The sequence below is a fragment of the Microbacterium sp. 69-7 genome (assembly GCF_001897985.1).
Lineage (GTDB): Bacteria > Actinomycetota > Actinomycetes > Actinomycetales > Microbacteriaceae > Microbacterium > Microbacterium laevaniformans.
Genome location: NZ_MKRU01000051.1, coordinates 1 through 11245, shown reverse-complemented (window position 1 = coordinate 11245; position 11245 = coordinate 1). Strand labels below are relative to the sequence as shown.

Here is an 11245-nt window from a genome sequence, read left to right as displayed (position 1 = left end):
CCCACCTCGGGCGCCGTGCTGCGCGGTGCCGTCGACCTGTCGTCCCTGCGCTCTCGCCCGTCGGCACCCGCCGGCTCCGCAACGGCGCCCTCAGCGGGCCCCGGCCCGTCGTTGATCTTCGATGCGACCGACGAGAGCTTCGGTCAGGTGCTCGAGCTGTCGCGGTCCGTGCCGGTCGTGGTGGATCTGTGGGCCGAGTGGTGCGGTCCCTGCACGCAGCTCAGCCCGATCCTCGAGAAGGTCGTCACCGAGCTCGCCGGACGTCTGGTGCTGGCCAAGGTCGACGTGGATGCGAACCCGCAGATCGCCCAGGGCTTCCGCGCGCAGTCGATCCCCATGGTCGTCGCCCTCGTTGCGGGTCAGCCCGTTCCGCTGTTCACCGGCGCGGTGCCGGAGCAGCAGGTACGCGACGTCTTCGCCCAGCTGCTGCAGCTGGCAGCCCAGAACGGCGTCACGGGCACCGTCCCCGTCGACGGCGCCGAGTCGGCTGAACCCGACGAGCCCGCACTGCCCCCGCGACACCAGGAGGCGTTCGATGCGATCGAGGCGGGCGACTACGCGCGCGCCGTTTCCGCGTATGAGGCGGCGCTCGCGGAGAACCCGCGCGACGAGCAGGCTCAGGCCGGTCTCGGCCAGGTGCGCCTCCTGCAGCGCGTGCAGGGGCTCGACCTGCAGCAGGCGAGGGATGCCGCGGCATCCGCGCCCACCGACATCGAGGCCCAGTTCGCCGTCGCCGATCTCGACATCGCCGGCGGTCACATCGACGACGCGTTCGCGCGGCTGCTCGACCTGTTCGCGGCGCTGCCGTCCGATGAGCGCGGCGCCGTCCGCGACCGCCTCATCGAGCTCTTCGGACTCATCGGGAACAGTGACGCGCGCGTCATCCGTGCCCGCGGCCGGCTGACCTCACTGCTGTTCTGACACCGACTCTTCCGGCATCGGACGCCGGCACCTACGCCGGGCGGCCGAGCCAGAGGACGCCGAGCGGGGGCAGAACGAGTGTCGCACGTCCGTCGTCATCGGCGTGCACCGTGCCGAAGTTCCCCACTCCCGAGCCGCCGTAAGCCTGCGCATCGGAGTTGAGCAGCTCCCGCCACGCTCCGCCCGCCGGCAGGTCCAGGGCGTAGTCGTGAAGGGGAACACCGGAGAAGTTGCAGACCACGACGACGGTGTTGCCGTGGTCGTCGACGCGCGCGAAGGCGATGACGTTCGGGTTCCAGGTGGGAGCACCCAGGCGCCGGAACGCGGAGCCGTCGCTGTCGCGCGCCCACAGCGGTGGGTTCTCACGGTAGACGCGATTGAGCGCGCCGACGAAGTCGAGAAGCTGCCGGTGCGGAGGCTGATCGAGCATCCACCAGTCCAGTCCGCGGCCCTCCGACCATTCGGACAGCTGCCCGAAGTCCTGCCCCATGAACAGCAGCTGCTTACCGGGATGGCCCCACATGTACGCGAGGAAGGCGCGGGTGTTGGCGAGCTTCTGCCAATGGTCTCCCGGCATCCGCGTGAACAGCGTCCCCTTACCGTGGACGACCTCGTCGTGGCTGATCGGAAGGATGAAGTGCTCGCTGAAGGCGTAGACGAACGAGAACGACAGCTCGCCCTCGTGATGGCCGCGGTACATCGGGTCGCGCTTGATGTACTCGAGCGAGTCGTTCATCCAGCCCATGTTCCACTTGAACCCGAACCCGAGGCCACCGGCGCTGGTGGGCGAGGTGACGCCGGGATAGCTGGTGGACTCCTCCGCAATCATGGCGATGCCGGGGTAGCGCTTGTATGCCGTGGCGTTGACCTCCTGGAGGAACCGGATCGCCTCCAGGTTCTCTCGTCCACCGTAGATGTTCGGCTCCCATTCGCCGGCCTCGCGCGAGTAGTCGAGATAGAGCATCGAGGCCACGGCATCCACCCGCAGACCGTCGACGTGGAACTCCTCCAGCCAGTAGAGGGCGTTGGCCACCAAGAAGTTGCGCACCTCGTTGCGGCCGTAGTCGAAGATGAGCGTGCCCCAGTCCTTGTGCTCGCCGCGGCGGGGATCGGGATGCTCGTACAGGGGGTCGCCGTCGAAACGGGCCAGCGCGAACGCGTCCTTCGGGAAATGGCCCGGAACCCAGTCCATGATGACGCCGAAGCCGGCCTGGTGCAGTCGGTCAATCAGGTGGCGCAGGTCGTCGGGACTGCCGAAACGGCTCGTCGGAGCGTAGTACCCGCTGACCTGATACCCCCACGAGCCACCGAACGGATGCTCGGCCAGGGGCAGGAACTCGACATGGGTGTATCCGGTCTCGGTGAGGTACGCGATCAGCGGCTCCACGACGTCTCGATACCCGAGCCCCGGTCGCCAGGATCCCAGGTGCAACTCGTACGTCGACATCGGCTGCGAAAGCACGTCTCGTCCGGCGCGTGAGGTCATCCACTCCTCATCGCCCCAGCGGTACGCGCTCTCGGTCACGATGGACCCGGTCGCCGGAGGAAGTTCGGCACGCTGTGCCATCGGGTCGGCCTTGAGAATCCACCCGCCGTGGCGTGTGAGGATCTCGTACTTGTAGACCGCGCCGGAAGAGAGCCCGGGCACGAACAACTCCCAGACGCCGCTGGAGCCGAGGCTGCGCAACGCGTGCCCCTGGCCGTCCCACGCGTTGAAGTCGCCGACGACACGCACAGCGCGCGCATTCGGCGCCCAGACAGCGAACGACACGCCGCTGACCGCGTCGTAATGGCGAACGTGGGCACCGAGTGCCTGCCAGAGCTGCTCATGGCGACCCTCGGCGATCAGATGACGATCGACGTCACCCAGGGTCGGAAGATGACGGTACGGATCGTCGACGCGGTAGTCGGCGCCGCCCTCGTAAGTGGCCACCAGTTCGTACGCGCGGGGCTGCGTGGGGCTCTGGCCCTCCCAGATTCCGGCGCGCACGTGCTCGAGCGGGATCTCGGTGCCGTCGTCCGCCACGGCCGTGACCGATGATGCCATCGGCCGGCGTGCGCGGATCACCCACGACCCGTCGGTGCGTCGATGCGGGCCGAGGATGTCGTGCGGGGCGTGGTAGGAGCCGGTCGCGACCGTGTCCAGGACTTGGTCGGAGATGTCGCTCATCGGGTCTCCTTCACGTGCAGGATGTGGACGGGTTCGTCGAACGCGTCCAGACGGACGAAGTTGTCCTGGTTCCAGGTCCACGTCGCGCCCGTCACGAGATCTTCGACGACGTAGTCGGCGCCGCGCGCCACGCCGAACACGGTGGAGTCGATGTGCACCGTGGTCTGGCGAGTCGAATGCGGGTCGACGTTCGCGACGACGATGATCGTGTCGTCGACCCCGTCGACGCTCAGCGCCGCGGGCAGGTGCTTGACGAAGACGAGGATCGCGTCGTCGTCGCTCCAATGGATCGAGATGTCGCGCAGCTGTCGCAGCGCCGGGTGAGCGCGGCGGATCTCGTTGAGGCGCGTCAGGTAGGGAGCGATGGTCAGTCCCTGGGATGCCGCGGCATCCCAGTCGCGCAGCTTGTACTCGTACTTCTCGTTGTCGAGGTTCTCCTCGGACCCGGGCCGGGCCACGTTCTCGATCAGCTCGTAGCCGGCGTACACGCCGTAGGAGGCGCCTGCGGTGGCGGCCAGGGCTGCGCGGATCTTGTAGGCGGGACGGCCGCCGTACTGGAGGTACTCGGTGAGGATGTCGGGCGTGTTGACGAAGAGGTTGGGCCGCATGAAGTCCGCGGTGTCGTGGGAGATCCAGTGGAGGAACTCCTCCAGCTCCGCCTTCGTGTTGCGCCACGTGAAGTACGAGTAACTCTGCTGGAACCCGGCTTGCGCAAGCGCCTGCAGGGGGGCCGGACGGGTGAAGGCTTCGGCCAGGAAGACCACGTCGGGGTGTTCGGCGTTCACCGTGGCGATGAGCCACTCCCAGAACTGCAGCGGCTTGGTGTGCGGGTTGTCCACGCGGAAGATCTTCACGCCCTGCGCGATCCAATGCCGCACGATGCGGAGGACTTCGGCGCGGATACCGGCGGGGTCGTTGTCGAAGTTGATCGGGTAGATGTCCTGATACTTCTTCGGCGGATTCTCCGCGTAGGCGATCGTGCCGTCCGGAAGCGTGGTGAACCACTCCGGATGAGCCGCCACCCACGGATGGTCGGGGGCCGCCTGAAGCGCGAGGTCGAGCGCGACCTCGAGTCCCTCGGCGCGCGCCGCACGCACGAAAGCGCGGAAGTCGGCGAGCGTGCCGAGATCGGGGTGCACGGTGTCGTGGCCGCCGGCGGCCGACCCGATGGCCCAGGGGGAGCCGGGGTCGCTCGGACCCGCGGTCAGCGTGTTGTTGGGTCCCTTGCGGTTGACCTCGCCGATCGGGTGGATCGGCGGCAGGTATAGCACGTCGAAGCCCATCGCGGCGACGGCGGGCAGGCGCTTGATCGCCGTGCGGAAGGTGCCGCTCTTGATCGACCCGTCCTTCAGCCGCTTCGCGCCCTCCGACCGGGGGAAGAACTCGTACCAGGCGCCGACGCCCGCGCGCTCCCGCTCCACCCGCAACTCGAGGTCGGGACCTGTCGTGAGGAGCGACTGAACCGGTCGGGCGCGAAAGGCGGCGCGGATCGCAGGATCGCGCATGACCGCCAACGCCTCGTCGTCGCTCGTACTCTGCTCGCGCAGTGCGCGGGCGGCAGCGTTCAGGGCAGTGCGCTCGGCGGTGGGGCGGTCCTTCTCCCGGGCCGCGTCGGTGAACAGTCTGGCGCCCATCTCGCGCATAAGCGGCGCATCGACGCCGGCCGCGATCTTGAGCTGCGCTGCGTGATCCCACGTCGCGACATCGTCGCCGAAGGCCTCGAAGCGAAACCGCCAGATTCCCTCTTCGAGCGGCGCGATGTCGACGCTCCAGCGATCGAAACCGTCACCGAGCGGAGACAGCCGATGCAGAGACTCCTCTCCCGAGGGGGAGAAGAGCCGCACGTGCACGCCGATCCGGTCGTGACCCTCGCGGAAGGCGGTGACCACGAACGGAACCGCCTCGCCGGAGAATGCGGACGGTAGAAACAGCGCGTCCGGGACGGACGGGTGCGGCAGCGCCATCGGGATCCGTCCTGCCCGCGTGTCGGTCACGCCGCGCCACGCCGTGGCCGGGCGTACCGGAATCGGTGCAGCGCTGCGCAGCGTCGTCGCGCGAGGAGGAACGGAAGAAGCGGAGCGCGTCGTCGAAGCCACGACTCGAACCTACCGCCGAACCCCGAACGGGCACACCATCGGGAGTCCGGTTCGCGTCATTGCATCCGGAACAGGTGGAGCGCGGTGCCCGGCAGGGTGAGGACATCGCCCGGGGCGAACACCGGCTCGGTCGTGTCGGGACGATCCGGCACGCTCGACCAGAGCGACACGTAACCGGCCACGCCGTCGATCGTGGGGAGGGTGACGTCCACCGCGCTCTCGGTGCCGTGCACGACCAGCAGGATCCGGTTCGGATCCTCCTCTTCCGGTGTGGATGCCGCGTCGTACTGCAGGGTCCGGTGAACGGGATCGGTCCATCGCTCGATCGACATCGTCTCGCCGTTCTCGTCGTACCAATCAATGACCGATGCGCTGGGCACGACGTGCGCGTCACGCGCGAAACGACGCGGTCGCAGAGCGGGGTTGTCGCGGCGCAACTGGATGAGCCGACGCACGTGAGCCAGTAGGTCGTCCTGCCACGGAGCGTGCTCCCAGTTGAGCCAGGTCAGAGGCGAGTCGTGGCAGTAGGCGTTGTTGTTTCCTCGCTGCGTCCGCCCGAACTCATCGCCCGCGGTCATCATCGGCACACCGGCCGACAACAGCAGCGTTCCCATGAGGTTGCGCATCGCCTTTCGGCGCGTCGCCAGGATCGCCTCGTCGTCGGTGCGCCCTTCGGCACCATGGTTGAAGGAACGGTTCGTGTCGGCGCCGTCGCGGTTCTGCTCGCCGTTGCCGAGGTTGTGCTTGACGTCGTAGGAGACGAGATCACGCAGGGTGAACCCGTCGTGCGCGGTGACGAAGTTGACGCTCGCGAGCGGTCCGCGCTCGGCGCTGAACGTGTTCGACGAGCCGGCGAGCCGGGTGGCGAAACCCCCGATGCCGACGGGCGACGTCGAGGCGCGGCGGGCGTAGTCGATATCGCTCAGCCAGAAGTTGCGAACGCGGTCGCGGTAGCGGTCGTTCCACTCGGCCCAGCCCGTGCCGAAGTTGCCCGTCTGCCAGCCGCCCATACCGACGTCCCAGGGCTCGGCGATCATCTTCAGGCCCGCGAGCGACGGATCCTCGACGATCGCCCGAAGCAGCGGGTGCTCAGGATCGAACGCGTTGTCGCCACCACGCCCCAGGGTCACCGCCAGGTCGAAGCGGAAACCGTCGATCTGCACGTTGTCGGCCCAGTACCTCAGGGAGTCCAGCACGAGACGCGCGGCGGCGCGCGTCGCCGTGTTGACGGCATTACCGCACCCGGTAACGTCGATGTAGGCGCCGTCGTCCTGCTGTCGGTAGTAGCCGCGGTTGTCGATACCACGGAAGCTGGATCGCGGTCCGCCCAGACCGAGCTCGGACGTGTGGTTGTACACCACGTCGAGGATGACCTCGATGCCCGCGGCGTGGAGATCGCGAACCATCGTCTTGACCTCGCGCAGCACCGCGTCAGGGCCGGCGGCGACGGCGTCAGCGGTCGCGTAGGGGGCATGCGCGCTGAAGAAGTTGAGGGTGTTGTAGCCCCAGTAGTTCGTCAGCCCCTGATTGAGAAGGCGCGGCTCGGTCTCGAACGCGTGGATCGGCAGGAGTTCGACCGCGGTCACACCCAGCCCGCGCAGGTGCGCGATCATCGCCGGATGCCCGAGTCCCGCGTACGTGCCGTGCAGCGCCGGCGGGATGTCGGGGTGCCGTTTGGTGAGCCCCTTCACGTGGGCTTCGTAGATCACCGTCCGGTCCATCGGCGTCTGCGGACGCGCGATCCCGTTCCAGTCGAACTCGTCGTCGACGACGGTCGCGCGCCACTGGCCGATACGCACCGGCACCAGGCCTCGCGCGTAGGGATCGAGGAGCAGGCTCTCGGGGTTGAAGGTCTGCCCGGGGCCGGCCGGACCCGTGACGCGAAGCGCGTAGCACGCGCCGACGCGCAGGTGCGGCGTCGTCACCTCCCAGACGTCGTCGCCCGCGGGGGTCAGCGGGATGCTCGCGGTGATCCAGTCGAGATCGTCCGCGTCGAAGACGACCAGATCGATCCCAGTCGCGTCCTCCGACCACACACGAAGGGTCCCGCCGTCGGGCCCGAGGGTGACGCCGAGCCGGTCATAGGCAGGCCCGAGGAACGGTGCGGGCGGGGCGGGGTGGGCATCGACGATACGGGACGGCTTCGGGCTGGCCATGCGCTCTAGAGTAGTGACGCGGTGAGTCCGCGTCGTCACGAGTGCGGGAGCGTCATGTCGATCTATCTCGACCATGCGGCGTCGACGCCCCTGCGCGAGAGCGCCCGCGAGGCATGGCTGGCAGCGGCGACGCTGACGGGCAATGCGTCGTCGGTGCACGGTGCCGGGCAGGCGGCTCGACGGCTGCTGGAGCACTCGCGCGAGCGTATCGCCGCGGTGCTGGACTGCGACCCGATCGAGGTCGTGCTCACCTCCGGCGGGACCGAGAGCATCAACCTGGCGCTGAAGGGTCTGTGGTGGGGCAAAGCCGGCGACCGTGAGGCCGTGCTGCTGCCCGACGGCGAGCATCATGCGAGCATCGACACCGTCGACTGGCTGCGCGCGCGGGGCGCGCGCGTGCGCGCCGTCGCGCTCGACCCGGTCGGCCGCATTCCCCTCGACGGATTCCGGACGGCGCTGACCGCCCCCGCTCCCGCGGCGTTGGCGACCGCCCTGGTCGCCAACAACGAGGTCGGAACCGTTCAGGATGCCGCTCAGCTGGCGGCCGCCGCCGCCGCTGCCGACGTTCCGCTTCACCTCGACGCCGTTGCGGCGATGGGTCACCTGCCGGTGTCGTTCTCCGCCTGGCGCGGAGGCGCCGCGCCCGGCGTCGGTCTCGTCGCGCTCAGCGTCTCGGGGCACAAGGTCGGAGCGCCCGTCGGCACGGGCGCCGTCGTCGTGTCGCGTCACGCCCGCATCGCGGCGCTCTTGCACGGCGGCGGTCAGCAACGCGGACTGCGCTCGGGCACGCAGGACATCGCCGGCGCCGCGGCGCTGGCTGTCGCCCTCGAAGATGCCGAGGCCGAACGCGTCGGCGAGCAGAAGCGGCTGGTGGCGCTCGGCGATCGGCTCTGGTCCGGCATCCGCGCCGCGATCCCGGCTGCCGAGCTGCTGGGCGATGCTCGAGACCGCCTCGCCGGCAACGTGCACGTCCACCTGCCGGGGGCGGTGGGGGAGACGATGCTGTTCTTGCTCGATCAGGAGGGGATCTCGGTCTCGACCGGATCAGCGTGCCAAGCCGGTGTCGCGGAGCCCTCGCACGTCGTGCTCGCTCTCGGGCGCGACCAGGACGTGGCACGGTCGGTACTGCGGCTCACGCTCGGGCGCACCACCGTCCCCAGTGATGTCGATGCGCTGCTCGCGGCTCTCCCACGTGCGTACGCCCGGGCGACGAGTGCCGCCCGGCCGCGTCGGCTCGGCGCCGACGGCGTGCAGCCCTCGTAGACTGGACCGATGCGTATCCTGGCGGCCATGAGCGGCGGAGTCGACTCCGCTGTCGCCGCGGCCCGCGCGGTCGACGCCGGTCACGACGTCGTCGGCGTCCACCTCGCGCTCTCGCGAGCGGGGGGGACGCTGCGCACCGGAAGCCGCGGCTGCTGCACGATCGAAGACGCGATGGATGCGCGCCGTGCGGCAGACCGGCTCGGCATCCCCTTCTACGTCTGGGACTTCTCCGAACGCTTCCGCGACGACGTCATCGACGACTTCATCGCCGAGTACCGCGCGGGCCGTACGCCGAACCCGTGCATGCGCTGCAACGAGAAGATCAAGTTCGCGGCCCTGCTCGAACGGGCGCTCGAGCTCGGCTTCGACGCCGTCTGCACCGGTCACTACGCGATCCTTGTCGACGGGCCGGACGGGCGCGAGCTGCATCGGGCGAGCGACGAGGCGAAAGACCAGTCCTACGTGCTCGGTGTGCTCACCGCGCCCCAGCTCGCGCACACGTACTTCCCGCTCGGATCGACGCCGTCCAAAGCCCTCGTGCGCGCCGAAGCGGCCGAGCGCGGGTTGACGGTCGCCCAGAAGCCGGACAGTCACGACATCTGCTTCATCCCCGACGGCGATACCCGCGGGTGGCTCGCCGAAAAGGTCGGCACCGCGCACGGCGACATCATCGACCGTGACGGCGCGGTTGTGGGAAGCCACGACGGCGCGCACGGGTACACGGTCGGACAGCGTCGCGGTCTGCAGCTGGGCGTTCCCGCGTCCGATGGCAAGCCGCGATTCGTCCTCGAGGTCCGTCCCGTCTCGAACACGGTCGTCGTCGGTCCGAAGGAGGCGCTGGCCACGGCGGAGATCTCAGGCTCTCGCCACAGCTGGGCCGGCCGAGCGCCGCAGGATGCCGAGTTCTTCTGCCATGTGCAGATCCGTGCTCACGCCGAACCGGTGCCGGCGTCCGCGGTGGTCCGCGAGAGCACCGTGACGGTGCGTCCCGAGACGCCCTTCGACGGCGTCGCGCCGGGTCAGACCGCGGTGCTGTACGACGGCACGCGGGTGATCGGGCAATTCACGGTCGACCGCACGGTCTCGGCCGTCCCCATCGCCGGTTGAGCTCGACCCCCGTCAGCGTGCGACCGCGGGCACCGGGCCACGCGCGGCGCGCAAGGGGCAGGGCGATGTCGGCTGCCCCACCTACACTGGCCGAGTGACGGATGATGAAGTCTCCCTTCCGACGAACCTCGACGACGCCCGCCTCGACGCGGAGCGATTGACCGACCTCATCCTCGGCGCCCGCGACGCGTACTACGGGCGCGACGCCGAGATCGTCGACGACGCGACCTACGACGGGTGGGTGCGGCGGCTCGAAGCAGTGGAGCGCGCCTTCCCCGAGGTGCAGGGACAGGATTCGCCGACGCAGTCGGTGGGCGCGGCGCAGAGCTCGATGTTCGCGCCCGTCGAACACGCCGAGCGCATGCTCAGCCTCGACAACGTCTTCAGCGCGGACGAGCTGCGAGACTGGTGCACGAAGACATCGGCTGCCGCGGGACGACACGTCCGTTGGCTGCTGGAGCTGAAGATCGACGGCCTGGCCATCAATCTCCGCTACGAGCACGGCGTTCTCGTGTCGGCCGCCACCCGCGGCGACGGCCGGGTGGGCGAGGACGTCACCGTCAATGCGCTCCAGGTCGCGGGCATTCCTGCACGACTCGCGGGTGAAGGGCATCCTCCGATCGTGGAGGTGCGCGGCGAGGTCTACATCCCCGTCGCGGCCTTCGACGAACTCAACGCTCTCCAGGCCCGGTTGCGCGAGCGTGTCATCACGGACGGTCGTGAGCGCGGAGGCGACGAGGAGAAGCTCACCCGAAGCGCCGCCCGCCGATTCCCGGCATTCGCGAACCCGCGAAACGCGGCCAGCGGCGGCCTTCGCCAGCAACTCGACAAGAAAAGCGGCATGGAGCTCGAAGCCGGACGCGCCCGGCTCGCATCGCTGCGGCTGCTCGTCCATGGGATCGGGGCGTGGCCGGAGCCGCCCGTGTCCTCGCAGAGCGAGGTCTACGCCCTGCTCGCGACGTGGGGGCTGCCGACGAGCACGTCTTTCCGCACCGCGGACGACATCGACGGCGTGGCGGCGTTCGTCGCGTACTACGGCGAGCATCGCCACGACGTCGAGCACGAGATCGACGGCGTCGTGGTCAAGGTCGATGAGCTGGCGCTGCACGGTGAGCTGGGCGCGACCAGTCGTGCCCCGCGATGGGCCATCGCGTACAAGTACCCGCCGGAGCAGGTCAACACGAAGCTGCTGGACATCGTCGTCTCGGTCGGCCGCACCGGCCGGGCGACACCCTTCGCCGTGATGGCCCCCGCCCGCGTCGCGGGCTCGGTCGTCCGGCAGGCGACGCTTCACAACCAGGACGTCGTCGTGTCCAAAGGAGTTCTCATCGGTGACACCGTCGTGCTGCGCAAAGCCGGCGATGTCATTCCCGAGGTGCTCGGTCCCGTGGTCGAGCTGCGCGACGGCACGGAGCGGGCATTCGTCATGCCGACCCGGTGCCCGGAATGCGGCTCGACGCTGGCACCCGCGAAAGACGGCGACATCGACCTGCGCTGCCCCAACACGCGCGCCTGTCCCGCCCAGGTGCGGG

At 69.3% G+C, this 11245-nt stretch carries 7 protein-coding genes; 4 read left to right on the top strand and 3 right to left on the bottom strand.

Annotated features, from left to right (window positions below; genetic code table 11):
• Positions 1–921, top strand: a 921-nt coding sequence (locus BGN98_RS04625) for a tetratricopeptide repeat protein (protein ID WP_288119885.1), incomplete at its 5' end; no start/stop codon positions are given.
• A 31-nt stretch (positions 922–952) separates the two neighbouring features.
• On the opposite strand, the gene glgB is transcribed toward BGN98_RS04625, so the two are convergent.
• The 3 genes from glgB to glgX all read right to left on the bottom strand — a co-directional run bounded on the left by glgB (position 953) and on the right by glgX (position 7343).
• A complete protein-coding gene (gene glgB, locus BGN98_RS04620) occupies positions 953–3091 on the bottom strand; it encodes a 1,4-alpha-glucan branching protein GlgB (protein ID WP_005050266.1) in 2139 nt (712 codons plus the stop codon).
• Complete coding sequence (locus BGN98_RS04615) at positions 3088–5055, bottom strand: alpha-1,4-glucan--maltose-1-phosphate maltosyltransferase (RefSeq protein ID WP_036285357.1); 1968 nt, start codon at positions 5053–5055, stop codon at positions 3088–3090. The genes glgB and BGN98_RS04615 overlap by 4 nt, the downstream gene beginning before the upstream one ends.
• A 188-nt stretch (positions 5056–5243) precedes the next feature.
• Positions 5244–7343, bottom strand: a complete 2100-nt coding sequence (gene glgX / locus BGN98_RS04610) for a glycogen debranching protein GlgX (RefSeq protein WP_288119882.1) — start codon at positions 7341–7343, stop codon at positions 5244–5246.
• Between the two features lie 54 nt (positions 7344–7397).
• Between glgX and BGN98_RS04605 the strand changes: the two genes are divergently transcribed.
• The 3 genes from BGN98_RS04605 to BGN98_RS04595 form a co-directional block, all read left to right on the top strand.
• On the top strand, positions 7398–8606 hold the full coding sequence (locus tag BGN98_RS04605; RefSeq protein WP_288119880.1) for a cysteine desulfurase family protein: 1209 nt from the start codon (positions 7398–7400) through the stop codon (positions 8604–8606).
• 9 nt (positions 8607–8615) lie between these two features.
• On the top strand, positions 8616–9713 hold the full coding sequence (mnmA, locus tag BGN98_RS04600) for a tRNA 2-thiouridine(34) synthase MnmA (RefSeq protein WP_288119879.1): 1098 nt from the start codon (positions 8616–8618) through the stop codon (positions 9711–9713).
• A 94-nt stretch (positions 9714–9807) separates the two neighbouring features.
• Positions 9808–11245: NAD-dependent DNA ligase LigA (locus BGN98_RS04595; RefSeq protein ID WP_502687810.1), on the top strand; the 1438-nt coding region annotated here is incomplete at its 3' end.

Excerpts from the sequence above, each read along its gene's own strand:
- mnmA (WP_288119879.1), top strand. The coding sequence starts at position 8,616 with ATGCGTATCCTGGCGGCCATGAGCGGCGGAGTCGACTCCGCTGTCGCC.
- BGN98_RS04605 (WP_288119880.1), top strand. The coding sequence starts at position 7,398 with ATGTCGATCTATCTCGACCATGCGGCGTCGACGCCCCTGCGCGAGAGC.
- glgX (WP_288119882.1), bottom strand. The coding sequence starts at position 7,343 with ATGGCCAGCCCGAAGCCGTCCCGTATCGTCGATGCCCACCCCGCCCCG.
- glgB (WP_005050266.1), bottom strand. The coding sequence starts at position 3,091 with ATGAGCGACATCTCCGACCAAGTCCTGGACACGGTCGCGACCGGCTCC.
- BGN98_RS04615 (WP_036285357.1), bottom strand. The coding sequence starts at position 5,055 with ATGGCGCTGCCGCACCCGTCCGTCCCGGACGCGCTGTTTCTACCGTCC.